This is a genomic window from Chryseobacterium indoltheticum, from assembly GCF_003815915.1.
Classification (GTDB): domain Bacteria; phylum Bacteroidota; class Bacteroidia; order Flavobacteriales; family Weeksellaceae; genus Chryseobacterium; species Chryseobacterium indoltheticum.
Genome location: NZ_CP033929.1, coordinates 3,772,156 through 3,797,667, shown reverse-complemented (window position 1 = coordinate 3,797,667; position 25,512 = coordinate 3,772,156). Strand labels below are relative to the sequence as shown.

At 33.8% G+C, this 25,512-nt stretch carries 24 protein-coding genes and 1 pseudogene; 17 read left to right on the top strand and 8 right to left on the bottom strand.

All coding sequences use genetic code 11. The annotated features are described in order from the left end of the window. Positions 1-9: 9 nt before the first annotated feature. Positions 10-2,001: a DUF2207 domain-containing protein gene (locus EG358_RS19740; RefSeq protein ID WP_159436377.1), complete on the top strand. Its 1,992-nt coding sequence runs from the start codon at positions 10-12 to the stop codon at positions 1,999-2,001. A gap of 195 nt (positions 2,002-2,196) precedes the next feature. Here the strand turns inward: EG358_RS19740 and murA are convergent, their stop codons facing one another. The 4 genes from murA to EG358_RS17520 all read right to left on the bottom strand — a co-directional run bounded on the left by murA (position 2,197) and on the right by EG358_RS17520 (position 5,160). Further along, positions 2,197-3,504, bottom strand: coding sequence for a UDP-N-acetylglucosamine 1-carboxyvinyltransferase (gene murA / locus EG358_RS17535; protein WP_076561011.1), 1,308 nt, complete (start codon positions 3,502-3,504; stop codon positions 2,197-2,199). Continuing rightward, complete coding sequence (locus EG358_RS17530) at positions 3,504-4,160, bottom strand: DUF4290 domain-containing protein (protein ID WP_076561012.1); 657 nt, start codon at positions 4,158-4,160, stop codon at positions 3,504-3,506. Before EG358_RS17530 ends, murA begins: the two co-directional genes overlap by 1 nt. A 119-nt stretch (positions 4,161-4,279) precedes the next feature. After that, positions 4,280-4,693, bottom strand: coding sequence for a thiol-disulfide oxidoreductase DCC family protein (locus tag EG358_RS17525; RefSeq protein ID WP_076561013.1), 414 nt, complete (start codon positions 4,691-4,693; stop codon positions 4,280-4,282). Positions 4,694-4,698: 5 nt separating this feature from the next. Continuing rightward, the gene (locus EG358_RS17520; protein ID WP_076561014.1) at positions 4,699-5,160 is read right to left on the bottom strand and encodes a heme-binding domain-containing protein; all 462 of its coding nucleotides are present in this window, start codon (positions 5,158-5,160) and stop codon (positions 4,699-4,701) included. Between the two features lie 302 nt (positions 5,161-5,462). Between EG358_RS17520 and katG the strand changes: the two genes are divergently transcribed. The 3 genes from katG (at position 5,463) to upp (ending at position 10,040) form a co-directional block, all read left to right on the top strand. Then, positions 5,463-7,742, top strand: a complete 2,280-nt coding sequence (gene katG / locus EG358_RS17515) for a catalase/peroxidase HPI (protein WP_076561015.1) — start codon at positions 5,463-5,465, stop codon at positions 7,740-7,742. Between the two features lie 258 nt (positions 7,743-8,000). After that, on the top strand, positions 8,001-9,311 hold the full coding sequence (der, locus tag EG358_RS17510) for a ribosome biogenesis GTPase Der (protein WP_076561016.1): 1,311 nt from the start codon (positions 8,001-8,003) through the stop codon (positions 9,309-9,311). Between the two features lie 78 nt (positions 9,312-9,389). After that, positions 9,390-10,040, top strand: a complete 651-nt coding sequence (upp, locus tag EG358_RS17505) for a uracil phosphoribosyltransferase (RefSeq protein ID WP_076561017.1) — start codon at positions 9,390-9,392, stop codon at positions 10,038-10,040. 80 nt (positions 10,041-10,120) lie between these two features. On the opposite strand, the gene EG358_RS17500 is transcribed toward upp, so the two are convergent. The 3 genes and pseudogenes from EG358_RS17500 to EG358_RS17495 all read right to left on the bottom strand — a co-directional run bounded on the left by EG358_RS17500 (position 10,121) and on the right by EG358_RS17495 (position 12,520). Next, positions 10,121-10,591, bottom strand: coding sequence for a ComF family protein (locus EG358_RS17500; protein ID WP_317043428.1), 471 nt, complete (start codon positions 10,589-10,591; stop codon positions 10,121-10,123). Between the two features lie 126 nt (positions 10,592-10,717). Next, positions 10,718-10,774 (bottom strand): annotated as a pseudogene (locus EG358_RS19975) (hypothetical protein); the annotation flags it as partial. 225 nt (positions 10,775-10,999) lie between these two features. Then, positions 11,000-12,520 carry a helix-turn-helix domain-containing protein gene (locus tag EG358_RS17495; protein WP_076561019.1) on the bottom strand — a complete coding sequence of 507 codons (1,521 nt, stop codon included), beginning with the start codon at positions 12,518-12,520 and terminating at the stop codon, positions 11,000-11,002. 126 nt (positions 12,521-12,646) lie between these two features. Here EG358_RS17495 and aceB point away from each other — a divergent pair, with 126 nt between their 5' ends. The 8 genes from aceB (at position 12,647) to EG358_RS17455 (ending at position 20,087) form a co-directional block, all read left to right on the top strand. Then, the gene (gene aceB / locus EG358_RS17490) at positions 12,647-14,221 is read left to right on the top strand and encodes a malate synthase A (RefSeq protein WP_076561020.1); all 1,575 of its coding nucleotides are present in this window, start codon (positions 12,647-12,649) and stop codon (positions 14,219-14,221) included. Positions 14,222-14,350: 129 nt separating this feature from the next. Further along, on the top strand, positions 14,351-15,631 hold the full coding sequence (gene aceA / locus EG358_RS17485; RefSeq protein ID WP_076561021.1) for an isocitrate lyase: 1,281 nt from the start codon (positions 14,351-14,353) through the stop codon (positions 15,629-15,631). A 257-nt stretch (positions 15,632-15,888) separates the two neighbouring features. Further along, positions 15,889-16,272 carry an acyl-CoA thioesterase gene (locus EG358_RS17480; RefSeq protein WP_076561022.1) on the top strand — a complete coding sequence of 128 codons (384 nt, stop codon included), beginning with the start codon at positions 15,889-15,891 and terminating at the stop codon, positions 16,270-16,272. 42 nt (positions 16,273-16,314) lie between these two features. After that, positions 16,315-16,983 (top strand): Yip1 family protein, encoded by a 669-nt coding sequence (locus EG358_RS17475; protein WP_076561023.1) that lies wholly within the window; start codon positions 16,315-16,317, stop codon positions 16,981-16,983. Between the two features lie 67 nt (positions 16,984-17,050). After that, on the top strand, positions 17,051-17,494 hold the full coding sequence (locus EG358_RS17470) for a 6-pyruvoyl trahydropterin synthase family protein (protein WP_066675476.1): 444 nt from the start codon (positions 17,051-17,053) through the stop codon (positions 17,492-17,494). Positions 17,495-17,524: 30 nt separating this feature from the next. Next, entirely contained in the window at positions 17,525-18,301 is a 777-nt protein-coding gene (locus EG358_RS17465; protein WP_076561024.1) for a UDP-2,3-diacylglucosamine diphosphatase, read from the top strand. A gap of 194 nt (positions 18,302-18,495) precedes the next feature. Further along, positions 18,496-19,476 (top strand): long-chain-fatty-acid--protein ligase, encoded by a 981-nt coding sequence (locus EG358_RS17460; protein ID WP_076561025.1) that lies wholly within the window; start codon positions 18,496-18,498, stop codon positions 19,474-19,476. Positions 19,477-19,541: 65 nt separating this feature from the next. Next, entirely contained in the window at positions 19,542-20,087 is a 546-nt protein-coding gene (locus tag EG358_RS17455) for a hypothetical protein (RefSeq protein ID WP_076561026.1), read from the top strand. 46 nt (positions 20,088-20,133) lie between these two features. Here the strand turns inward: EG358_RS17455 and aqpZ are convergent, their stop codons facing one another. Next, positions 20,134-20,850, bottom strand: coding sequence for an aquaporin Z (gene aqpZ / locus EG358_RS17450; RefSeq protein ID WP_076561027.1), 717 nt, complete (start codon positions 20,848-20,850; stop codon positions 20,134-20,136). Positions 20,851-21,088: 238 nt separating this feature from the next. On the opposite strand from aqpZ, the gene EG358_RS17445 reads away from it, so the two are divergent. The 5 genes from EG358_RS17445 (at position 21,089) to EG358_RS17420 (ending at position 25,505) form a co-directional block, all read left to right on the top strand. Further along, positions 21,089-21,706: a DUF5715 family protein gene (locus EG358_RS17445; protein WP_174565096.1), complete on the top strand. Its 618-nt coding sequence runs from the start codon at positions 21,089-21,091 to the stop codon at positions 21,704-21,706. Positions 21,707-21,787: 81 nt separating this feature from the next. Further along, positions 21,788-22,618, top strand: coding sequence for a hypothetical protein (locus EG358_RS19765; protein WP_076561028.1), 831 nt, complete (start codon positions 21,788-21,790; stop codon positions 22,616-22,618). A gap of 90 nt (positions 22,619-22,708) precedes the next feature. Further along, a complete protein-coding gene (locus tag EG358_RS17435; protein WP_076561029.1) occupies positions 22,709-23,458 on the top strand; it encodes a hypothetical protein in 750 nt (249 codons plus the stop codon). A 695-nt stretch (positions 23,459-24,153) separates the two neighbouring features. Beyond that, entirely contained in the window at positions 24,154-24,834 is a 681-nt protein-coding gene (locus tag EG358_RS17425; RefSeq protein WP_083677051.1) for a sensor histidine kinase, read from the top strand. Then, on the top strand, positions 24,834-25,505 hold the full coding sequence (locus EG358_RS17420; RefSeq protein WP_076561031.1) for a response regulator transcription factor: 672 nt from the start codon (positions 24,834-24,836) through the stop codon (positions 25,503-25,505). The genes EG358_RS17425 and EG358_RS17420 overlap by 1 nt, the downstream gene beginning before the upstream one ends. Positions 25,506-25,512: the final 7 nt, after the last annotated feature.

The following is a 25,512-nucleotide window of genomic DNA, read 5'->3' as shown; positions in this document are numbered from 1 at the left end:
ATTTTAGATATGAAAAATTTTATACAAGTCTTTGCTGTATTCTTCTGTATGCTTGTTTTTGCACAGAATGAGGTGGTTGCATTACCTGTTGTTGAGGAAGATTCTTTAGGTTTTAATCAAAATAATATCCAGAGGGAAAGAATTGTTTCTTTTCATTCTGATATTCATATTGCCGAAAACGCTGACGTTACTGTAACAGAAATCATCAAAGTTTTTGCGAATGGCAATGAAATTAAAAGAGGGATTTTCCGTGCTTTACCAACGGTAAGAAAAATTAATGGCAGCAAAGAAAGTGTTTACTATAAAATCATTGCGATTGAAAAAAATGGTGTAAAAGAACCTTATAAAACCAAGAAAGAGAATGGTGTTTTTACGATTTATATTGGTAATAAAGACTATCAACTTGCCTCAGGTTTTTATACTTACAAAATTGTTTACCAAACGCAGGATCAGATTGGGAATTTCAAAGGATATGATGAGTTTTACTGGAACGTCAATGGAACAGATTGGTCTTTTCCTGTGGAAGATATTCAGGCAACGGTTCATTTACCGAAAAATGCAGATATTCTCCAAAATTCCTGTTATACAGGTAATGAAGGGAGTACAGAACAAAACTGTACCAGTGATTTGATCTCTTCCACGCAAATTATTTTTAAAGCAAACCATTTAAATGAGCATCAAAATCTTACGGTAGCTGTAGGTTTTAAAGCCGGTGTTTTAAAAGAACCTTCTGTTTTTTCTAAATGGATTAAAAGAAACTGGACGAGCCTTTCATTGGTTATCGTTGGTTTTTATCTATTGTTTTTCTACTATAAAAACTGGAGAAAATATGGAAAAGATCCAGAAAAACCTGTCGTTATTCCACAGTTTAATGCACCCAATAATCTGTCGCCTGCATCTTTGGGATATATCGATAAAGGTAAATTTGATGCCAATCTGGTGACCGCAAATCTTGTCGATCTTTCTGTAAAAGGTTTTGTAGATATTGATGAGGTGAAAGATATTAAAGAAACTTTTCTCTCAAAAATGTTTACTTTAAAAAAGCTGGGATCAGAAAATGATAATTTGCAGGGTGATCAAAAGCTGCTTCTGAAAAATTTATTTGGAAAAGAAAAGACAATTTCGGTAAGCGGAACGTACAATTCTAAAATCAAAAAGGCGGTAGATAATTTCAAAGAATTTATTATTGATGAAAATAAAATTTTTGTAGATAAAGTATCCAATAAAAAAATTGTTTACAAAGCCCTGAAAATTATTCTTGTTACTTTTTTTCTTGCATTAATTGTAAACTCTTTCGTAACATGGAGTTTTCAAACTTTAATGATAGCTTCTGTTATCAGTATTTTTGCGAGTCTGTTTGCTGTAATATTGGTAGCGACATGGCAGGAAGGAAACAAACTGATTTTTCTAGTAGTATTGTTTTTCTCGCTGACATTTATTATTCCTATGTTTTTCATGGCATTTGGAGGTTCTGATGATATTACAACCTTTGAATCGAACTGTTTCAAGTTTTTAATATTTGGGATCATTTCCATTTTAATATTTCGTTATTTGGTCAATAAACCGAGTGAAGAAAAAGTAAAAATGGAATCTGAGATTGATGGTTTCAAAATGTACCTGAGTGCTGCTGAAGAAAACCAACTGAAATTTCATAATCCTCCGGAAATGACTTCAGATGTATATGAGAAATTTCTTCCGTATGCTATTGTTTTTGGAGTCGAAGGAATTTGGGGGAAAAGATTTAGAGATAAACTTCAGGAAACTATGGATTCTGCTGAACCGTATGAAAATGTTCAGTCTCATTTTGGATATGGATTTGCGGGTGCTTTTACAAGTACGCTTAGTGAAACCACGGTAGCTCCGGTGAGCAGTTCTTCATCTTCGTCCTCATCAGGTTCTTCATCGAGCTCGTCCTATTCTGGTGGTTCCGGATCAAGCGGATCTTCCGGTGGCGGGTCTTCCGGCGGCGGAGGTGGAGGCGGTGGAGGCGGCGGTTGGTAAAACAATCTTCGCTCAACAGATTCAAAAAATTGTTGAATTTAAATCTGCCTAAAACTTAAATGTGTTTAAAATTTAATAAAAAAAAGCGTTCAGAAAATTAATTCTGAACGCTTTTATATTTTAAATTGAATCGTAAAAGTTAATTTTGCTAATAACTAATAACTAATAACTAATAACTAATAACTAATAACTAAATCAAATTCTCTCAATATCTGCTCCTATCGCTTTCAATCTTCCATCGATATTTTCATACCCACGGTCGATTTGTTCGATATTATGAATAATTGATTTTCCTTCGGCTGAAAGTGCAGCAATTAAAAGTGCATTTCCTGCTCTGATGTCCGGAGAAACCATGGTTGTTCCACGAAGTGGAGATTCCTGATTTAAACCGATAACTGTTGCTCTGTGCGGATCACACAAAATGATCTGAGCGCCCATATCGATTAATTTATCAACGAAAAATAATCTCGATTCAAACATTTTTTGATGTACCAAAAGACTTCCTTTAGCCTGTGTTGCCACGACTAAAATAATAGAAAGTAAATCTGGAGTAAATCCTGGCCAAGGCGCATCTGAAACCGTAAGAATAGATCCGTCGATAAATTTCTGGATTTTATAATGTTCCTGAGATGGAATATAAATATCGTCACCGCTTTGCTCCAACTGAATTCCCAGCTTTCTGAATGTGTTTGGAATAACTCCTAATTGATTCCAGTTTACATTTTTGATGGTGATTTCAGATTTTGTCATCGCAGCAAGACCGATCCAAGAACCAATTTCTACCATATCCGGAAGCATAGTGTGCTCAGTTCCGTTCAAATGAGTTACTCCTTCAATCGTCAATAAATTTGAACCGATTCCTGAAATATTTGCACCCATTCTGTTCAGCATTTTACAAAGTTGCTGTAAATATGGCTCGCAAGCTGCGTTGTAGATTCTGGTTTTTCCCTTCGCTAAAGCAGCAGCCATCACGATGTTTGCAGTTCCGGTTACAGAAGCTTCTTCCAAAAGGATAAATTTTCCGTTAAGCTCTTTAGCTTTTAATGAATAGAAATATTCTTCCTCATCATAATTAAATTCTGCACCAAGTTCTACTAAACCCTGAAAGTGAGTATCTAATCTTCTTCTTCCTATTTTGTCACCTCCGGGAGTCGGCATGTAAGCTTCCCCGTAACGAGCCAACATCGGTCCCATCAACATGATTGATCCTCTCAGTTTGGCACCGTCTTTTTTAAATTCGTTAGATTTTATATAATCAAAATTGACATTATCTGCCTTGAAAGTGTAATCTCCATGAGCGTTTTTGGTAACTTTTACCCCGAAGTCTCCCAAGATCTCGATTAGTCTGTTGACATCATGAATGTCTGGAATATTTTTAATTCTTACCTCTTCATCAGTTAACAAAACTGCACACAAAATTTGAAGAGCTTCATTTTTCGCTCCCTGTGGAGTGATTTCACCTTGCAGTCTTTTTCCTCCTCTTATTTGAAATGTTCCACTCATTACCTTCTGTTCTTATGATTATTGTTGTTATTGTTAAATCTTCTTTTAGCGGGTTGGTTTTTGTTGTTTGTGTTTTTATTGTTATTATTCCTGTTGGCATTGGTAGCGTAGTAGATTTTGCTTTTTTCTAAGCTTTCTATACCGGTAAGGTCTAATCTGTTTTCAGAAAGTTCTTTCAGATGACGGAAAATCACATCATCTGTTACATGTTCTTTATTATAAACATTGTAAGACTTTTTCATGTTGTTGGCAATCACTTCGATTAAAGCCTCTTTTTCGTCGCCTGCGTCAAGCTCGATTGCTTTTTCTATAAGCTGAAGAATACTTTTTCCGTAAAATTTGAAATCACCCTGAAGTTTAGGATATTCCATTCTTTTGGGCTTTTCTTCAAGTTCTTCTTTTGTAGGGAAAGGATATGGGGAATCTACATCCAGGTCATGATTGGCAAGAATGTAAAGGTGATCCCAAAGTTTATGTTTGTAATTTTCTTCGTCGCGGAGCTGTGGGTTTCTCTGACCCATAAAATCAATGATTGCCATTGCCATTTCGTTTCTTTCGTCTTTGTCTGAAACTTCTTTGCAACGCTCAACCAACTGTTGTATTATTCTGCCGTATTCCGGCATATTGAGATGAGTTTTTTGGGTATTGTATTCCATAGTCTGCAAATATATGGATTAATAAAAATAATGTTCCGAAAAACTTAAATGTTTATAAAAATTTAATGGAAATATTTAAAGTATTTATATAATAATCAGATACCAAATTCTGAACCAAATCAGACTTCGATAAATTTCTTTTTCTGATGTTGATCGGGTAGGAAGCACTTTTGAGCCGAAAGCTTCATTCTGTTTTCAGAAATTTTATCATAAACCTTGTCACTTATAAAGGCCGGAATTAATTTCCCGATCACTGATATATTATAAATTCCACCGAGAAGAGTGGCGATTTTTAAAACAGCTTTAGATTTTACAAGATAATAGCGATGAGGTTTCCAAAGGTACAGGGTGTTGAATTGTTTTGTTTCTAAACCTCTTTCCGATAAAAATTTCTGCCCGAAGTCTGATTGCAGAGAAGAAAACATAAACTGATCTTTTTTATCTCTTTCAAGAATCCATTGTACCCAAAAATTGCATACACCACATTCGCCGTCAAAAAATACAATATGTTTTTGTTCCCAGATTTCAGACATAGTTCTTATTGGGTTTTAAATTTTGTTTCCTGAATTTCTCTTTTGAAATAAGTAATCAGTTCTTTTCTTTGAGCATCGGTAAGCTTTGCATCCTGATGTCCCAGAAAATAAGATTCTAAAGGCATTTCATGTTTCTCAAGCATTTCTACACATTCTTCCATTTTATGAATTTGCCTTTTTGGTTCGTAAGTGGCAAATGTAGAGAAATTAAGATGCTTTCTTCCTTCATCAATATGATTTTTTATCCACCAAGAAGCCGGAGCGATACTCGTGTACCAAGGATATTTCGTTTCATCAGAATGACAGTCGTAACATGAATTGGTGATCATTTGCGCTATTTCCGGAGATGTATTGGTTTTAATTTTTAAAAAATCCATTCCCGGATTTAGCGGTTTGTTCGTTTTATCAATCGGAAAAAATTGAATGATTATAAACGCAACAAGAATAACAACAATTACTTTTTTCATAAGATTTGAGTTCTAAACAAATAAAGATATTAAATTTTAAGGAATTAAAAAATATGTTAAATATTGAAAACAACCTTTAAAATTGAATTATTCTAAATATATGAAGTTGTTATTGTTTTTTATCTAATATAATGCCAGATTTCATTACCTTAATTGCATTATTATATATCTTAGGATTAAACTAGTATTCAAAAACATGTTATAGTTTTTAGCTATCGTAAAAATATTATTAATAGATTGTATTTATTAAAAGAGCGTTGTAAGTTTGTATTGATAATAACATTAAATAAAAATTAAACTATATGGAAAACGATTTAAATGACATTAGTAAATGTCCGTTTCACAATGGAACGATGAAAAAAGAAAATGTTGCAGGACACGGAACCAACAATAAAGATTGGTGGCCGGATCAGTTGAGAGTTGATATCCTGAGACAGCATTCTTCTTTATCAAATCCTATGGAAAAAGATTTTGATTATGCTGAAGCATTTCAAAGTCTCGATCTTGAAAGTGTGAAAAAAGATCTCCATGCATTAATGACCGATTCACAAGATTGGTGGCCGGCAGATTTCGGTCATTACGGTCCTTTATTTATCCGTATGGCTTGGCACAGCGCAGGAACGTATCGTGTAGGTGACGGAAGAGGCGGTGCGGGAGCAGGACAACAGCGTTTTGCACCTTTAAACAGCTGGCCTGATAATGTGAGTTTAGATAAAGCAAGAAGATTACTTTGGCCGATCAAACAAAAATATGGTCAAAAAATATCTTGGGCTGATCTTTTAATTCTTACAGGAAATGTTGCGCTTGAATCAATGGGTTTCAAAACTTTTGGATTTGCAGGAGGCCGTGAGGATGTTTGGGAGTCGGATCAGGACGTTTATTGGGGAACTGAAAAAACCTGGCTGGGTGGCGATATGCGTTATGCGCATGGTTCAGACGGCGTTGTAGAAGGTCGCGGTGTTCTTCCAACCGATGATGATGCCGATGGAGATGTTCATTCAAGAAATCTTGAAAAACCTTTGGCGGCGGTACAAATGGGGCTTATCTATGTAAATCCTGAAGGGCCGGACGGAAATCCTGACCCAATCTTAGCAGCAAAAGATATTCGTGATACTTTCGGAAGAATGGCAATGAATGATGAAGAAACAGTTGCGTTAATCGCAGGCGGACATACATTTGGTAAAACTCATGGTGCAGGTCCTGCAGATCATGTAGGCAAAGAACCTGAAGCAGCCGGAATTGAAGCACAAGGATTTGGATGGAACAGTTCTTATAAATCTGGAAAAGGTCCTGATGCAATCTCAAGCGGATTGGAAGTAACATGGACTGAAAAGCCAACAGAATGGAGCAATCTTTTCTTCAAGAATCTATTTGAAAACGAATGGGAATTAACTAAAAGTCCGGCCGGAGCTCACCAATGGGTAGCGAAAGACGGAGCCAACATTATTCCTGATGCATTTGATCCTGATAAAAAACACAGAGCAACGATGCTTACCACAGATCTTTCGTTAAGATTTGATCCTGTCTATGAAAAAATATCAAGAAACTTTTTTGAAAATCCTGATGCTTTTGCAGATGCCTTTTCTCGTGCCTGGTTTAAATTGACTCACCGAGATATGGGGCCAAAAGTTCGTTATTTAGGTCCTGAAGTTCCGGCAGAAGAATTAATCTGGCAAGATCCAATCCCTGAAGTGAATTATGAATTAATTGATCATGCTGATGTTGAATTGCTGAAAAGCAAAATATTAGATTCTGGGTTAAATATTTCTGAATTGGTTTCTACGGCTTGGGCTTCTGCGTCAACTTTCAGAGGAAGTGATAAACGCGGTGGTGCAAATGGTGCAAGAATTCGTTTGGCTCCGCAAAAAGATTGGGCGGTAAATAATCCTGTTCAGTTGCAAAAAGTTTTAGGAGTATTAGAAAATCTTCAAAAAGAGTTTAATGATGCTCAGGGTGGAAACAAAAAGATTTCATTAGCTGACTTAATTGTTTTGGCAGGAAATACAGCCGTTGAAAAAGCAGCCAGAGATGCTGGGCAAAATGTTACAGTTCCTTTTGCTCCGGGTCGTATGGATGCTTCACAAGAACAGACAGATGTAGAATCAATGGGATATTTGGAGCCTGCAGCTGATGGATTTAGAAACTATTTAAAGAAAAAATTCTCTGTTTCTACAGAATCCTTATTAATTGATAAGGCGCAATTATTAACCCTTACTGCACCCGAATTAACGGTGTTGATTGGTGGAATGCGTGCCTTAGATACCAATTTTGATGGTTCTAAAAATGGAATATTCACTCAACGTCCCGGAGTTTTGACTAATGATTTCTTCGTAAATCTCTTGGATATGGGCACGCAATGGAAAAGTATTTCAGAAGATAGCGAATTGTATATGGGAACTGACCGATCAACTGGGCAACCAAAATGGACGGCCAGTCGTGTAGATTTAGTTTTTGGGTCAAATTCTGAATTAAGGGCGATAGCTGAAGTATATGCTAGTTCAGATGCTCAGGAAAAATTTGTAAAAGATTTTGTCGCAGCTTGGACTAAGGTAATGAACTTAGATAGATTTGATTTAAAATAATTTTTAATAATCATATAGTATGAAGACAGTCGTTTGGCTGTCTTTTTTGCTTTAGTTATTATGGTAATTGGTGTAATTTTATTAAAAAATTGAATGATAAAAAACCACTATTTCAAAATATCATATTCACAATCAAAGAGATTTTTACTGCTTAAATAATAAAAGCTTACCTTTGCAAAAAATTGAGCTCCAAAAGTTGGAGTAACTCATTGATAATCTTGTCCTATCGCTTTGTCGAAGGATTATTAAACATTTTTTATGTCAAATATTGTTGCTATTGTTGGGCGTCCCAACGTAGGAAAATCCACGTTATTTAATCGTTTATTAGAAAGAAGAGAGGCTATTGTAGACTCTACTGCAGGGGTAACCAGAGACCGTCATTACGGAAAATCTGACTGGAATGGTGTAGAATTTACCGTAATTGATACCGGAGGTTACGATGTTAATAACGATGACGTTTTTCAGGAAGAAATTTCTAAGCAGGTACAGTTGGCTATTGACGAAGCTACATCAATCATTTTTATGCTGAATGTAGAAGAAGGTCTTACGGATACGGATCATGAGATCCACGAAATGCTGAGAAGATCAAACAAGCCTACCTATATTGTAATCAATAAAGTAGATTCTGCTAAAGAAGAAGTGGATGCAACCGAATTTTATCAGTTAGGAATCGACAAATATTATACTTTATCTTCTGCAACAGGTTCTGGGACAGGAGAGATTTTGGATGATATTGTAAGAGATTTTCCATCTAAAGATTATACAGATCCTTTCGAAGGATTGCCAAAAATTACCATTGCAGGCCGTCCAAACGTAGGAAAATCTACAATGACCAATGCATTGCTTGATGCAGATAGAAATATTGTAACTGATGTTGCAGGAACTACAAGAGACAGTATCCAGACATTATACAATAAATTCGGACACGAGTTTGTTTTGGTAGATACTGCCGGAATGCGTCGTAAATCTAAAGTAAATGAAGATTTAGAATTCTATTCTGTAATGAGATCAATTCGTTCTATTGAGTATTCTGATGTGGTTATTATCATGGTTGATGCTACTTTAGGATGGGAATCTCAGGATATGAATATCTTTGGTCTTGCTCAGAAAAACAGAAAAGGTATTGTGATCGTTGTCAACAAATGGGATTTGGTTGAAGATAAGCAAACCAATACAATCAGAGATTTCGAAAAATCTATCAGAGATAAAATCGGACAATTCAGTGATATTCCAATCTTGTTTGTTTCGGCTTTAACGAAGCAGAGAATTTTGAAAGCAGTTGAAATGGCAATGGTCGTTTATGAAGATCGTAAGAAGAAAATTAAAACTTCTAAATTAAACGAAATTATGCTTCCGATTTTCGAGCAGACTCCACCACCTGCAAATAAAGGTAAATACATTAAAATCAAATATTGCGTACAGCTTCCAACTCCGTCGCCACAGTTTGTATTCTTCTGTAATCTACCGCAATACGTTAAAGAACCTTACAAGAGATTTACTGAAAATCAATTGAGAAAAGAATTCGGATTTACCGGAGTTCCGATCGAAGTATATTTCAGACAAAAATAATTTTACCAAATCCCTTTTAGATTTTCTAAGAGGGATTTATTTTTATTTCATAATTTTGCAATAAGCTTATTCAAAATAATGACAGTAATACTTTCACAACAATTTTCTTTAATAAATTCATATATTAACGAACTTCGAAATGTAGAAATTCAGCATGACCGAATGAGATTCCGTAGAAATATGGAAAGAATCGGAGAAATTGCAGCGTTCGAAATCAGTAAAAGTTTAGAGTATGAAGAAATTGAGATTCAGACTCCTTTAGATACAATTAAGGTTAAAGAAATTGCTGTTCAACCGGTAATTACCACCATTTTAAGAGCCGGAGTTCCTTTATTTGAAGGTATTTTAAATTATTTGGATAAAGCAGATTGCGGTTTTGTTGCAGCGTATAGAAAGCACGACGCCAACGATTATTTCTCAATAAAACAGGATTATCTTACCTGCCCGAATATTGACGGAAGACCTTTAATTGTTGCAGATCCTATGTTGGCCACCGGAGCTTCTTTAATTGAAGCGATCAAAGATCTATTAACAAACGGAACGCCTACTCAACTTCATATTGTAGCAGTAATTGCTTCAAGACAAGGTGTAGAAACGATCGAAAAAGCGTATCCCGATGCGAAAATTTGGGTAGGAGCAATAGATGAGAATTTAACATCAAAAGGATATATAACACCAGGTTTGGGTGATGCCGGAGATTTGAGCTACGGAGAAAAACTTCAGAGATAGTTTTAAGATATTTTAAATTTAAAATAAATTATTGGTTGTATTTTTTAAATACGACCAATTTTTCGTTTGTATTACAAGTGTTATTCGTCCATTGCTATTACCAAAACACTTACTTTGTTATTTCGTGCTTTCAGGATTTCCCAGGCAATTGAAGCCAGTGTATTTCCTGTGGTGAAAACATCATCTATCAATAAAATATGTTTATCTGTAATGTTTTCAGTAATTGAAAAAGTATTCTGAGTTTCCAGACGATGTTGCTTGTCTTTCAATGCCTGAGCTTTTGAATAGTGATTTCTTTTAATTAAATTATGACTAAAAGGAATCCCATAAAACCTCGATAATGTTTCCGTAAACAAATGCAGTTGATTATAACCTCTTTCCTTCAGCTTCTTCGGATGCAATGGAACAGAAACCAACACATCAGGTTTTTCTTTTTTGAAATCTAAACGCTCCGTCGTCCATTCTGCTAAAATCTTTCCGGCTTTTTCACGGCTTTTATATTTTAATTCATGAATGATTTTTCTACTTAAATTTTCCTTTTCAAACTTCATTAATGCAAAAGCATTTTTGATAGGAAAAAGAAGTTTACATTTCTCTTTAATATAATTTTCTTCAAAAAAATTGAAATGTGTAAAGTGAATTTGTTCAAAGCAAAGATTGCAGACAAGTAAATCACCGTCAATAATCCGGTTGCAATGAATGCAACGATTCGGAAAGAAAATATCTAAAATCATTTGTGTGTTTATTGTAACTAAGATAGTGAAAATAGCTGGAAGATAGATGTTTGAAGTTGGAAGCTTTTATTATGACACTTGCTTAAATGCTCTTAATCAAAATAAACTTTGTTTATTTCTAAAAAAAATATACACTTGTTTCAGCGAGTAGTAATCTATAGAAGTTCTTAAATTCTTAATTATCTTAATGTTAAAGTTTTACAGAATTTTATTATAAAAATATTCTCAATGCATTAAACTTCCATCATCCATCATCCAGCTTCCAACTCCCAACCTAAAATCCCTACGAATCTTCTCAATAGAATTTTTCATACTCGAGTTAAAATATTCTTTTTCAAGACGAATTGGCGGCGACTGCCTGACTTCGCAATCTGGAATACTGCACGATTCACAAGTCACACCGACATTGATGGTTTTTAAAGTTTCCGATTTAATGAAATTGATCTTTTTTATAGTTTGCGAGTTCAATAAAATTCCTAAACAATAACTTCTGTTGCTTCCATCCGAAAACGGATTCTTCTGTGAAGTGGAAATCACCAGATAACTTACGCCTTGATCTTTGTAATGAGAAATTTGTGCATCCGTTAACGTTTCATTTTCTGTTAAATCATATAGGTTTTTTATGGCAATCCACCTTCTGCAGTAATGTTCGTTGGTGGCGTTGGCATGTGGAGCCTGTTGATGATTAAGATGCAATTCCTTTAAGATCTGAATTTTATCTGAATTTTTCTTCTTAACCAGACATAAATAAAACAAATCTTTAATTCCCAACTCTGAAGAAAGAATATTTGTTAATCTATAATAAAATGTTTCCGGCGAATGAGTGAAATTTTTAATTAAATCTTCGAAATTAGTGGGTTTCCAATCGTTTTGCAGAAAAAATTCGGAAGTTTTCTCAACTGTTTTTTCTTTTGAAATCAATAAAGCTCCTGCGAAATAGGACGCATAAAAATTATTTAGAATTTCTTCAAAACTTCCAAAATCCAGCCAGGAATACGTGTTTGGACGATTCTTTAGTTCTAAAACATTGAATCCGATTTCTTTAGCAAAAATAAAAGTCTTCTGATCTTGCTCTAATTTTTTGTTTAAAAGCAACAGTTTTTTTTCAGGGATAAATAATGAACGTAGATGATCCAACGTTCCGTATCGTTCAAAATCTTCAGATTGAATAGCGTAATTGAATTTTTCAGTCAGAATTTTTTCTAAAACATCAGGTTGTAAGTTTTTGCTGATTTCCAACAGATTTTCTTGGGCAAATTGTACAATTTTATCCTCAATTTCAGGAAAATAATTATCATACAATTCCTGAAACGAACGCAAAACTGCAAAATAAAATCGCTCTTTTCCTAGATTATAATTCTGTGAAATCTCTATAAGAGCATTAATAAAAGCAGTTACTTTTTTCGGAGCATCGCTAATGATGCTGATGAGATTATTTTTGTTAATTCCGAAAAGATCCAAAGGAATTTCTTTAAAAAAATCAGATTGCAGAATTTCGTTAAAAGGGGCTAAGCTTTTATCAAGTTTTGTCGAAACCAAATCATCAAAAGTACAGTTCAGAGATTCTGAAAGCTGAATAATCTTATCATGTTTCGGATATTTTTTTCCGTTTTCAATTTCATTGAGATAAGATTTTGATAAACCGGTCTTCACAGCAAGATCCTGCAAAGACCAATTTTTCTTTTGTCTCTGCTGTTTTAGTTTCAGTCCGAAAACCGTTTTGATAAAGTTACTATCAGAATTCATGATTCAAATATAATATTTAGAAGCGATTTTTAGCATAATAATTTTTAAAATAAATTTAGCGAACGTTCGCTGTATGTGAAAATTTTTATTTAGGTTTGTAATGTCGAATCACAAAATCAATAGGTTATGAAAACAAAAACACAATTAAAAATAAAGTCTCAACACGAGTTTGAAGAAATTTTCACTAATGATTTAATCGATTTTTTGGTAGAGCTCCACCAAAATTTTAATCAAAAGAGAATTGATCTTTTAGAAGCAAGAAAAAAGACGCAACAGGAATTTGATCAAGGAATTCTTCCGAAGTTTTTACCTGAAACTAAAGAAGTCAGAAACGGAAATTGGGTTTGTGCTCCGCTTCCGGAAGATTTGCTCGACAGAAGAGTGGAAATTACCGGACCGGTTGACCGAAAAATGATAATCAATGCTCTTAATTCTGGTGCGTCAACATTTATGGCAGATTTTGAAGACAGCAATTCGCCAACCTGGAAAAATTGTATGGAAGGACAGATCAATCTTTCGGATGCAATTAGCCGAAGAATTGATTTTAAAAATGAACAGGGAAAATCTTATCATTTGAATGAGAAAACGGCTGTTTTACTGGTTCGTCCAAGAGGTTTGCATTTAAATGAAAAACATGTTGAAATTAATGGTGAACAAACTTCTGCTTCGCTAATCGATTTTGGAATTTACTTTTTCAGAAATATAAAAAGGTTGCAGGAAAACGGAAGTGGAGCTTATTTTTATCTTCCAAAACTAGAACATTACAAAGAAGCTCGTTGGTGGAATGATGTTTTTGTTTTTGCTCAAAATTATTTTCAAATTCCGAAAGGAACTATTAAAGCAACAGTTTTGGTTGAAACAATCACGGCTTCTTTTCAGATCGACGAAATTTTATTTGAATTAAAAGAACACAGTTCCGGTTTGAATTGCGGACGCTGGGATTATATTTTTTCATTCATTAAAAAATTCAGAAATCTTCCTGAGTTTATCGTTCCCGACAGAGATCAGGTGACGATGACTTCACCTTTTATGAGTGCTTATTCTAAAAGAGTAATTGAAATATGTCACAAAAGAAATGTTCATGCAATTGGCGGAATGGCGGCACAAATTCCTATTAAAAACGATTATGAAGCGAATAGCCAGGCTTTCGGAAAAGTAAGAAATGATAAAGAACGAGAAGTAAAGAACGGTCACGACGGGACTTGGGTGGCGCATCCGGCTTTGGTTTCTGTAGCGAAAGATATTTTTGATCAATTTATGCCAGAAAAAAATCAAATCGATAAAAAGTTTGAATATCAAATTACTGAAAAAGATTTGCTGGAAATTCCAAAAGGTGAAATTACCGAAAAAGGAATTCGTAAAAACATCAATGTCGGAATTCTTTACATCGAATCCTGGTTAATGGGAGCTGGAGCAGCAGCTATTTATAGCCTAATGGAAGATGCCGCAACAGCAGAAATTTCGAGAACCCAAATCTGGCAATGGCTGAAAAATGAAGCGATATTAAATGATGACAGAACATTGACGAGAGAAATGATCCTTCAATGGGAATTTGAAGAATTGGAACGAATTGAAAGATATGTGGGTGAAGAACGTTTCAAAAATGGAAAATTTAATCTGGCAAAAGAACTTTTCAACGAACTGATTTTCTGTGAAAACTTTGAAGAATTTTTAACCTTAAAAGCATATCCATTTATTTAAGTGGGAGAGTGAGTGAGTTTGAGGGTTGTAGTGTCTGAGTGTTTAAAGCGATTTAGGAGCTACTAACTAACTAACTAACTAACTAACTAACTGTAATTAACATCAACAAATAATTGAATCATAAATAGTATGAAAACAAGACAAGATCAAATACAGGAAATAGAAAAAGACTGGCTGGAAAACCCACGTTGGAGCGGTGTAAAAAGACCTTATACAGCGGAAAATGTTTTAAAGCTTCGTGGTTCTTACAAATTAGATTATATGATTGCGACTGAAATGTCAAAGAAATTTTGGAACAAACTAAATTCTCAGGATTTCGTTGCAGGATTGGGTGCATTAACAGGAAATCAAGCGGTGCAGGAAGTTGACGCAGGTTTAGAAGCTATTTATCTTTCAGGATGGCAGGTTGCGGCAGATGCGAATTTATCTGGTGAAATGTATCCTGATCAATCATTGTATCCTGCGAATTCAGTGCCTTCTGTAGTGAAAAAAATTAATAATGCTTTGTTGAGAGCTGACCAGATACAATCGGTAAACGGAGGTGGAGAAAAGGAATATTTAGTTCCAATCATTGCCGATGCAGAAGCTGGTTTTGGCGGAAATCTAAATGCTTATGAATTAATGAAACAAATGATTGAAGCCGGCGCTGCGGCCGTACATTTTGAAGATCAGTTATCTTCTGCTAAAAAATGTGGTCATTTAGGCGGAAAAGTTTTGGTGCCGACTCAGGAAGCGATCAACAAATTGATTTCGGCTCGTTTGGCGGCTGATGTTTTGGATGTTCCAAGTTTAATTATTGCAAGAACAGATGCTGATGCTGCGGATTTACTGACTTCAGATATTGATGACAGAGATAAAAAATTTGTAACAGGCGAAAGAACTTCCGAAGGTTTTTATGTGGTGAAAAATGGAGTAGAACAGGGAATCGACAGAGGTTTATCATATGCTCCTTACGCAGATTTAATCTGGATGGAAACTTCAAATCCCGATCTTGAGCAGGCAAGACAATTTGCTGAAGGAATTCATGCCAAATTTCCGGGAAAAATGCTGGCTTATAATTGTTCGCCATCTTTCAACTGGGCAGCAAGACTGAGCGTTGAAGAAATGTTGAATTTCAGGGAAGAATTGGCGAAATTAGGCTATAAATTTCAGTTTATTACGCTGGCTGGTTTCCATGCATTGAATACGGCGATGTTTGAATTGGCTTTAGCATATAAAGAAAAAGGAATGGCTGGTTATTCTGAATTGCAGGAGCGGGAATTTGCTTTGCAGCAAAAAGGTTTCAGAGCGGTGAAACATCAGTCTTTTGTGGGGACGGGATATTTTGATGAGGTTCAGAATATTGTGACAAGCGGTTCTTCGGCCACCGTTGCGATGAAAGATTCTACAGAAACAGCACAGTTTCATTAAAAAAATTAGAGATAATTTGTTGGAAAAACGCAAAGGCGCAAAGCTTAATTGAATTATAACGTTTAAGGCGCAAGAAAATCAAAGATAAAATCTTTGCACATTAAAAGAAATGCTTTGTAGATTTTCTTGCATCTTTGCGTTTTCCAACAGAAAATTATTAAAAAGTTCCATTTTAAATAAATTTAGTTGTTTGAAACCTTCTCTTTGAGGAGGTTTTTATATTTTATGCCTTATTTTTGAGTAAATATTTGAAGAAGATGAGTTTGATTTTTGAAAAGCAAATAAAAATTACGGAAGAGTATATCGATTTAAATAATCACGTCAATAATGTGCAATATGTAAAATGGGTAGAAGAAATTGCCGCTGAACATTGGGATTCTGTAAAACATAAACTAGATTTTCCGCATGATATCTGGATGCTTCTCGATCATCATATTCAATATAAAAAACAGGTCTATTTAGGAGATATAATTACAATAAAAACCTATCCGAAATCACCGGAAGGAATCCGGCAGCCCAGAAAAGTTGAGTTTTACTGCAATGATGTTTTGGTTGTCGATTCTCTTACGCTTTGGGTTTTTATTGATAAAAATACGCAGAAAATTAAGAGGCTGGATGAGAATTGGCTGAGTTTACTTTGATTTTTGATAAATATGTTTATTTTCGTGCATCTATAAAACTACATGGAAACAAAATATACAGAAGATCATTTTGAAGAGTTCGAAAAGTACGATGTCCTTACCGATAAAGATATTTTTACAAAAATCTGGACTGAACCAAGAAGGATTTTCAAATTTATAAATGATACTCAGTACGAAAAATATTTATACATTCTGATGATTTTTGCAGGCATGGTAAGAGCTTTTGATCGTGCCTCTTCAAAAGATTTGGGTGACCATTCTTCTATGTTTTCAATTGTTTTTGGCTGTGTAATTTTGGGAGGAATGTTGGGATGGATTTCCTACTACATTTATGCCGCGCTATTAAGCTGGACAGGCAAATGGCTAAACGGCGCAGGAAATACATCTTCAATTTACCGGATGATGGCTTATGCAATGATTCCTTCAATCATCGGATTGGTGTTTGTATTTTTACAGATTGCGGTTTATGGTCTCGGTTATTTTAAAAATAATTCAGATTATCTCGAATCCGGTATTGCGGGAAGTATCGTTTTTTGGATTTCATTTGCCATGGAAATTCTTTTATCACTTACATCTCTTGTTTTTACGGTGATCGGGCTTTCTGAGGTACAGAAATTTTCGATAGGAAAAGCAATCGTCAATCTTATTTTACCAATTGCTTTTATTGTGGTGCCGATTGTGCTTATCGTAGCTATTTCTATGGTGTTTTAGTTTAATTAAAAATAAAGTCGAAGGAAAGGTTATTCGTTTAAATATTGAATTTCCTTATCTTTGTGCCATGATACGTATTACAAAAATTTTTACATTCGAAACTGCTCATGTTTTGTACAATTATGACGGAAAATGTAAAAATATGCACGGGCATTCTTATAAGCTTTTCGTTACGGTAAAAGGAAAACCTGTAAATGATCTTGAAAATCCTAAAAACGGAATGGTGGTAGATTTTGGCGATATTAAAGATATTGTAAAGTCTGAGATCGTTGATGTTTGGGACCATGCTGTTTTAATTAACGGAGTTTCTCCGCATAGAGAATTGGGTGAAGGTTTAGAAAATCAAGGTCACAAAGTGATCTACTGTACTTTTCAGCCAACTTGCGAAAATATGTTGTACGCCATCGCTGCAAAAGTAAAATCAAAACTTCCGGAAGGAATTTCTTTAGCATATCTTAAACTTCACGAAACCGAAAACTCTTACGGAGAATGGTTTGCAGAAGATAATTAATATTTTTTTACTGAATTTAAAATATAAAAGGTGCTTAAAACAACCATCAATTTAGAGCCGGGAAAAAAAGTATACTTTGCTTCGGATCAGCATTTTGGAGCTCCCAATCCTAAGGAGAGCAAAGTGCGTGAAGAAAAATTTATCCGATGGATGAATGAGATCAAAGAAGATGCTCAGGTTTTATTTTTGATGGGTGATCTCTTTGATTTTTGGCACGAATGGAATCACGTGATTCCAAAAGGTTATGTGCGTGTTCTCGGAAAAATTGCCGAGTTGAAGGATTGTGGTATTCAGGTTTATTTTTTTGTAGGAAACCACGATTTGTGGATGAAAGATTATCTTGAAGAAGAAATTGGCTGCACCGTTTTTTATAAGAAACAATATTTTGAAATTTCCGGAAAACAGTTTCTTTTAGCACATGGTGATGGTTTGGGACCTGGAGATAAAGGGTATAAAAGAATGAAAAAAGTCTTTACAAATCCTGTTGCGCAGTGGTTTTTTAAATGGCTGCACCCAGATATTGCGATGAAGATTGCGTTGTATATGTCGCAGAAAAACAAAATGATTTCAGGAGATGAAGACAAAGCTTTTTTGGGTGAGGATAAAGAGTTTTTAATTATCTATTCTAAAAAGAAGCTCGAAACAGAAAAAATAGACTACTTTATTTATGGTCACCGTCATTTGCCGATGGTTTTAGATTTAGCTGAAAATTCAAAATACATCAATCTGGGAGACTGGATTTCCTATTTCACCTACGGAGTTTTCGAATACGACTTTCAATTGAAGATTTTTGAGAAACAGGAATAAAAAAATTACCCCATAAATGAGGTAATTTCCGAAATAAAGGTATAAACCTTTATTACTAATCCATATTCCGGGGTTTCAATTGCAATAACCCGACCAAATCTTTAATTTTAATATTAAAAAATAATTAAAAGCTATGCTTGTTATAATAAATGCTTCATTTTGAGCTAATAAGAGGTTTTAAAATATTTATATCATTGGAAAATATATTCGACATAAAGACAGAGCATGACTTTTTGGCTGCATCAATCAGGACATTTCGTTGTCAGTATGACAATATAGAAGTGTACAGAAAGTTTGTTGATTATCTGAAAATCAATCCGGAAGAAGTGAGAAGTTTAGACAAGATTCCATTTTTGCCTATCGAAATGTTCAAAAATCATCAGATTTTAGATAAAAATGTTTCAACTGATCTGTTTTTTCAGAGTTCAGGAACAACGCAGATGAATTTGTCTAAACATTTCATTGCCGACGAAAATATATATAAGGAAAGTATTTATAGAAGCTTTGAACAATTCATCGGAAAACCCGAAGATTTTATTTTTCTCGGATTGCTGCCAAGTTATCTCGAGAAACAGAACTCTTCGTTAATTTACATGGTTGATTTTTTAATGAAAAAATCGGGAAAACCTGAAAATGGATATTTCCTTTACAATCATGAAGATTTATTTAAACTTTTAAATGATCTAAAAGATAAAAAAGTCATTCTTTTCGGAGTTTCTTTTGCGCTTTTAGACTTTTTAGATTTCTGTAATTCAAACTCGCAAACACTCCGGTTTTCTAATGCGCTTACTGTGATTGAAACCGGTGGAATGAAAGGCAGAAAAGAAGAAATGACCAAAGATGAATTATTGGTAATTTTGCAGGAAGGCTTTAAAACAGACAAAATTTATTCTGAATATTCTATGACCGAGCTTCTTTCGCAGGCATATTCTTTAGGACAAAACGAATATCAATGTCCAAACTGGATGCGCATTTTAATAAGAAATGTAGAAGATCCGTTTAGTTATGAAAAACATGGAAAAACCGGAGCGATTAATATCATCGATTTGGCAAATATTCACTCGTGTTCGTTTATTGCCACTCAGGATTTAGGGAAAATTGTTTGTGATAAATTTCAGGTTTTAGGAAGAATTGATCATTCAGATATTCGGGGTTGCAGTTTGTTGGTGAGCTGATTGGGTTGGAGAGTTTTAGAATGGGAGAATTTTAGAGTTTAATAATTGTTTCTTAAAAGTAATTAATGTTAAAAATAGAGGAACTGGTTCATGCTTATATTCATTCTCAATGTGATTTTGAGAAGGAGATTGTGTTGACCAATCATTTTCAGGCAGATTGGGAAGCGGATATTTTGGTGATTAATGCTGAAGGTTTCAGTCACGAAATAGAAATTAAATTGTCTAAAAGTGATTTTAAAAATGATTTTAAAAAATCATATGTTAATGCTTCGACCGGTGAGAAATTTCTAAAGCATGATAAGATTTGTTGCGGCGATTATATCTGCAATTCTTTTAGCTTTCTTTTGCCAATGGGAATGATTGAGCATTCTGCGATTCCTGAACATTGCGGGATTATTGAGTTTTATCATAATGTAGATTCTTGGGAAACCGAATTTTATTTAATCCGAAAACCTGTGAAAGTTCATGAAGACACTTATTGGAATCTCACTGATAAAGATCTTTTTATAAGAAAAATGGCACTTAATCTATTATATAAAAAAATGGAGGTGAAAGGAAAACATGAAGAGCTGATCTTTAAAAATCCTTTTGAGATCAAGAAAGCAAAATAAAAATTCCTGCCAAAAAGACAGGAATTGATTTTTATATAGAAGTTTATTAATTTGCTGATTCTGGTTTTTCTATCATAAAATTATAGGTAAAAGCTGCAAAAATTCCTCCTAAGACGGGAGCTGCAATGAATAGCCATAGCTGAGTAAGAGATTCGCCACCAGCAAATATTGCCGGGCCGATACTTCTTGCCGGATTTACAGAAACTCCAGTTATTTTAATTCCAACAATATGAATTAAAACCAAAGAAAATCCAATTGCTAAACCTGCAAATCCACCATTGATATTTTTTGTGGAAGTTGATCCTAAAATTACCATCAAAAAGATGAAAGTGAAAACAAATTCTGCAACAAAAGCCGCAAGAGTATTATATTGATCGAGGTAGCCTGTTCCCCAACCGTTGGATCCTAAGGCCCAGGGTTTCATTTCTGCGCCAGGATGATTGGTGAAAATAAGATAAAGAATACCTGCTCCAATAATGGCTCCTAAAATCTGAGCAATAACGTAGCGAACTGCTTCGCCCATTTTCATTCTTCCTGCTGCAACCATTGCGATAGAAATTGCAGGATTGATATGGCATCCCGAAATGTGGCCAATTGCATAAGCCATTGCAACAACACTTAGACCAAATGCGAAAGAAATTCCTAAAAGTCCTACTCCTGTAGTTCCGTCTGCACCTGCGATTACAGCGCTTCCGCAACCCATTAAGACCAAGACCATAGTGCCGAACATCTCAGCTACGAATTTTGAGGTTTTTGAAATCATCTCTTATTGTATTTTTATGATTAGTAAGCTAATTTACAAAAATAAATAATTCAATGATTTTTTATTTTCAGTATTTATTATTACATGATATTGGATTTATTTTTGAGGATATTTATGGTAATTAACTTTTTTTAAGGTATTTTTTTTAATCGTAAAATAGTATGTCATTGCATTAAATTAATATCTTTGAACGTAAGAAAGTCAATATTTATCCGTTTTACATTTTAAATGATATTTAATGAGGAAGTATCTATTTATAATCCCTTTATTTTTTAATCAAATTTTTCACAGTCAGCAATCCAAAAAAACGCTGCCTTGTTATGATCTTACGGAAGTTTTAAAAGTTGAGCCAACTCCGCTTTATAAACCACATTTGGATGCTTCGAAAAGCTTTAATGTGAAACTTCTGAAAAATACAGCAACCGTTCAGAAATATATCAATAACGGGAAATTTCATTCCATCAAAAAATCAGGAAAAGGCTTTAAGGTTCAGAAATTAGATTATAGCAGAGCCTGGATGGTTTCTAAAGGAAAGGCGACTTTAGAAAAAATTGGTGCAAGATTCAGTAAAGAAACAAAAGGTCATACTTTTACAGTTTCATCAATTACCAGAACAATTGAAGATCAATGCAGGTTGAGAAGAGTGAATTCTAACGCAAGTTTAGGGATTAGTTCGCATAATTACGGTAATTCATTCGATATTTCTTACGTAAGATTTAATGGTGTTTTAAAGAATAATCCAAAAATGGAAGCTGCATTAGAAAAGGTGCTGAAGTATTATGCGGCTGCAGGGCGCATTTATTACATAAAAGAAAAACAACAGAGCTGTTTTCATGTGACGGTGAGAAACTATTAAATAATTGTTAATTATTTATGATTATTTGTATGATTGTTTTTGTCTTAATAGATTTATTGAATAATTATTTAAAATATTAATATGAGAATTTTAACAAAAGCTGATTATGATTCAGCAGTTTTAGAATGGGAAAAATTTAAACAAAATCAGGATGATTTGGAGATTGTTTTACCAAAAAACTCAATTTTTAATGTCTATTCAGAAAATATTGAATGGCTTAAAGAAAGAAATAATAATAGTGAGTTTTGCGCAGAAATAGGAATCTATAATCAACAAGTTATTCTTATTACAATTCCTCTTGATGAAGATGGAAGAGCTGTTGCAATTGAGGAATATCCTTATTGTATTTTAGAGCTTTTACAAAATAATTTAGAATTTGTAGAAGTAGAAAGCTCAATGACTGTAAAAAAAACAGTTCTTTCTACAAATTTTGAAGAAATTAGCAATGAGTCGGAGGTTATCAATTCGGTAATAAATGAACCGTTAATTGATAAAGAACTTGCTATTTCAATACTCCAACTTTGGCAAACAGAGGGATATAATTGGCTTGATGCAGAAAAAAAGGAAAATGGAGGTGTAAATATTTTTGAAAAATTCTACGTTCCTTCAGTGCCAATCTTGTCTTCTGAAAATGAAATTAATTTTGTGAGTGCTTTTGCATTGAGATATTCTGAAATTTATAAGAAAGAACTTCCAACGTTATTATTCATTTCTACTTCTAGAATTGAGCAAGTGTTAAGCTTTGAAACTATTTCTAATACTTACGATTATGCAAAACCTTGTCCGCCGATTTGTAAAATACCGGGAACAGGAACAGGAACAGGAACAGGAACAGGATCAGGATCAGGATCTTCAGGAACTGGAACATCTGGAGGTGGAAGCGGAAGCGGAAGCGGAGGCGGTGGATGGTAATTTTGATAGATTATTGAATTCAAATTTAGATGAATAGTTGCCTATATTAGGAAGTTTCCATAATTTTATGCTCCTAAACTAACCATAAGTATGACAACATTAAACAGAGAAGAGTTTACAAGTGCAATTTCCGAATGGAAAGCAATATCAGAAAAATATCAGGAACTTAAACAACTGATTTCTACAAGTAATATTTTTGAATTTGGTATTGAACAGATTCAATGGCTGATAGAGAGAAATAAGTATAATGAATTTTGTGTAGAAGTAGGAGTGTATAAAGGTGCAATGATTCTTATTTTATGTCCAATCGATGAAAAAGGTTTTAAAATTGAGGAAGATGTTTATCCTTTCAGTTCACTTGCAAAATGTGATGGTGACATTAGATTGTTGGAGACAAAAGAATATACAATTGTAAAACATGCTGTTCTTTCCAATGATCTTCGTAAAATAGACGACAGTGCTGATACGTATTTTCCGATTGCAAATGTTCCTTTGTTGGAACAAGATAAAGTAGTTGCAGCTATTGAAAGCTGGAGAAATGATGGGATGGACTGGTTCTATAATGAATGTGAAAAATACGAGCAAACTAAACTGAGAAATATTTTTGAAAGATTTTATGTTCCAAATCAAGATTTCAATCAAACTGGAAAATATCTTGACAAATTGATTTGTTCTTTTGGGTTAAAATACTCTGCAATCTTTCAGCAAACTTTAGTAACTCTTATCTTTATTTCATATTATAAAGGAGATAAACTAGGAAATGGTGTAGGAACGAGTATGGAAATGATTTCAAATACTTATGATTGGTCAAGACCCTGTCCTCCCATTTGTAGGTTGTAGTGTAAAATGCATAACTATTTTATCTTAACATGGGGAATAACAAATTTTCTTCTTCTTGTTTCTTGCATTTTTGGAGTTAAAAAATATTCAACATTAAGAAAAGAAGAAAAACAATATATTATATATATTGTTTTTCTTTTTATAATTGAAGGTGTTACCAATCTTTTGACACAATATTATAATTTTGAAAATACTTCGTTCTTGTATCCCATCTATATAGTAGGAGAGTTTTTAATATTATCAAATTTGTTTATTAAAAAATTAAACCTTTCGAAATATTGTAATATCCCCATTCTTATTTTAACTCTAGGATTTATTATTTTGAATCAGTTTTTTTCGATTCTTAGCAATGAAGATTATGGAAAAGTAATCTCAAATGTTATTATTATCTGTTTTTGCGGTTTTGTTTTATTACAAGAAATCAAGGGTACTCGACACAAAAACCGTTTTCTATTGGTAGATGCATGTATGTTTTTCTATTATGCAGTATCTGTTTTTGTATTTATTATTCAAAATCAAATAGCAGTTTTAAACGAAAATGATTACTATATGATTTTAGGAGTTAATAATATTTTATCGAGTATTTTGTATTGTTCAATCGTATATACCTTTTTAAAATTAAAGAAGTAACCTTAAATATCAATCTGCTTATTCTGATAATTGTAACACTTGCAATTATCGTGTTTTTTATATTGATGGCTTACAAAACTTTTGTAGACCGTATTATAAAAGAAAAAGAAATGCAGAATTTAGCAGAAATTCAGCATCAGAAAAAGCTGGTTTTAGAAAATACCAAAGTGCAGGAAGAAGAGCGTAAAAGAATTGCGATTTCAGTGCATGATGATATAGGAAACAGATTAAACATTCTCTCTTTATGGCTGAATAATCTTGATATCGAAGATGATTCTACTTCTGAAGTTATTGCTAATCAGATTTCAGAATTAATAGACAGTACCAGAAATATTTCGCACTCGCTTTATCCTGTGAATTTAGAAAGATTAGGCTTGATTTTGTATATCGAAGAGCTGATTACCAATTTGTCGGCAAGAATCAGTATTTCACTTTTTGTTTTCCCAAAATACATCCAGAAAGATCTTTTTATAGAGGTTCAAATTTATCGGATAATACAGGAGTTTACAACAAATGTGATCAAACATTCAAGTGCAGATAAAATTGATATTCTCATTAAAGATTTTAAAGATTTTACAGGAATTGTTATCTTTGATAACGGACAGGGATTTGATTATGAAAAGGTGAAAAAAGGAATGGGAATCAAAAATATAGAATCAAGGCTACAGTCTATGGATGCCCAATTCAAATGGAAAAGTATCATAAATAAAGGAAGTCGATTAATATTTAAAATTCAGAAAAAATAATGAGCCACCATATAAAAATTGCCTTGGTTGATGATGAGCAGTTGATTCTTGAAGGAGTAAAAATGCTGTTGTCAAAAGAAAAAAACTTTTCGGTAACGATGATGGCAAATAACGGAAATCTCTTTCTCGAGAATCTTGAGACATGTTCTACAGAAGATTTCCCGGATATTGCTTTAGTTGACGTTCAGATGCAGCCTATGAACGGTTTCGAATTGGTGGAGATTCTCAAAGACAAATATCCTGATCTTAAAATTATTATCCTTTCGTCCCATTACAAAACATCGGTTCTTGGCTATATGGTCAAGTTGGGGGTTTCTGCTTTTCTGCCGAAAAATTCCGATAAAAAATTATTTATAGAAGCGATATCAAAAGTCTTCGAAAACGGCATTTTCTTTACGAATGAAGATCATGAGATGCTTCTTTCTTACATGAATAGTACTTCCAAAAAAAAGTCACTCTTTAGTATGGATGATGATCTTTCTGAAAGAGAAAAAGACGTCGTGAAGTTGATTTGCCAGGAATTTACCAATCACGAGATTGCAGAAAAACTCTTTATTAGTCCGCGAACGGTAGAAAGTCACCGGCAAAGAGCTATCGAAAAAATTGGCGCTAAAAATACAGTTGGAATTGTTATTTACGCCATTGTTAACAATATTTATTCTCCTGCTTAAAAAAACA

Bases quoted from the DNA above. Each gene is read 5' to 3' on its own strand.
- EG358_RS17435 (WP_076561029.1), top strand. From the start codon at position 22,709: ATGACAACATTAAACAGAGAAGAGTTTACAAGTGCAATTTCCGAATGG.
- EG358_RS17495 (WP_076561019.1), bottom strand. From the start codon at position 12,520: ATGAATTCTGATAGTAACTTTATCAAAACGGTTTTCGGACTGAAACTA.
- upp (WP_076561017.1), top strand. From the start codon at position 9,390: ATGACAGTAATACTTTCACAACAATTTTCTTTAATAAATTCATATATT.
- EG358_RS19765 (WP_076561028.1), top strand. From the start codon at position 21,788: ATGAGAATTTTAACAAAAGCTGATTATGATTCAGCAGTTTTAGAATGG.
- der (WP_076561016.1), top strand. From the start codon at position 8,001: ATGTCAAATATTGTTGCTATTGTTGGGCGTCCCAACGTAGGAAAATCC.
- aceB (WP_076561020.1), top strand. From the start codon at position 12,647: ATGAAAACAAAAACACAATTAAAAATAAAGTCTCAACACGAGTTTGAA.
- EG358_RS19740 (WP_159436377.1), top strand. From the start codon at position 10: ATGAAAAATTTTATACAAGTCTTTGCTGTATTCTTCTGTATGCTTGTT.
- EG358_RS17480 (WP_076561022.1), top strand. From the start codon at position 15,889: ATGAGTTTGATTTTTGAAAAGCAAATAAAAATTACGGAAGAGTATATC.
- EG358_RS17520 (WP_076561014.1), bottom strand. From the start codon at position 5,160: ATGAAAAAAGTAATTGTTGTTATTCTTGTTGCGTTTATAATCATTCAA.
- EG358_RS17470 (WP_066675476.1), top strand. From the start codon at position 17,051: ATGATACGTATTACAAAAATTTTTACATTCGAAACTGCTCATGTTTTG.
- katG (WP_076561015.1), top strand. From the start codon at position 5,463: ATGGAAAACGATTTAAATGACATTAGTAAATGTCCGTTTCACAATGGA.
- EG358_RS17475 (WP_076561023.1), top strand. From the start codon at position 16,315: ATGGAAACAAAATATACAGAAGATCATTTTGAAGAGTTCGAAAAGTAC.
- EG358_RS17530 (WP_076561012.1), bottom strand. From the start codon at position 4,160: ATGGAATACAATACCCAAAAAACTCATCTCAATATGCCGGAATACGGC.
- murA (WP_076561011.1), bottom strand. From the start codon at position 3,504: ATGAGTGGAACATTTCAAATAAGAGGAGGAAAAAGACTGCAAGGTGAA.
- EG358_RS17425 (WP_083677051.1), top strand. From the start codon at position 24,154: ATGGCTTACAAAACTTTTGTAGACCGTATTATAAAAGAAAAAGAAATG.
- aqpZ (WP_076561027.1), bottom strand. From the start codon at position 20,850: ATGATTTCAAAAACCTCAAAATTCGTAGCTGAGATGTTCGGCACTATG.
- aceA (WP_076561021.1), top strand. From the start codon at position 14,351: ATGAAAACAAGACAAGATCAAATACAGGAAATAGAAAAAGACTGGCTG.
- EG358_RS17500 (WP_317043428.1), bottom strand. From the start codon at position 10,591: ATGAAGTTTGAAAAGGAAAATTTAAGTAGAAAAATCATTCATGAATTA.
- EG358_RS17455 (WP_076561026.1), top strand. From the start codon at position 19,542: ATGTTAAAAATAGAGGAACTGGTTCATGCTTATATTCATTCTCAATGT.
- EG358_RS17525 (WP_076561013.1), bottom strand. From the start codon at position 4,693: ATGTCTGAAATCTGGGAACAAAAACATATTGTATTTTTTGACGGCGAA.
- EG358_RS17445 (WP_174565096.1), top strand. From the start codon at position 21,089: ATGAGGAAGTATCTATTTATAATCCCTTTATTTTTTAATCAAATTTTT.
- EG358_RS17420 (WP_076561031.1), top strand. From the start codon at position 24,834: ATGAGCCACCATATAAAAATTGCCTTGGTTGATGATGAGCAGTTGATT.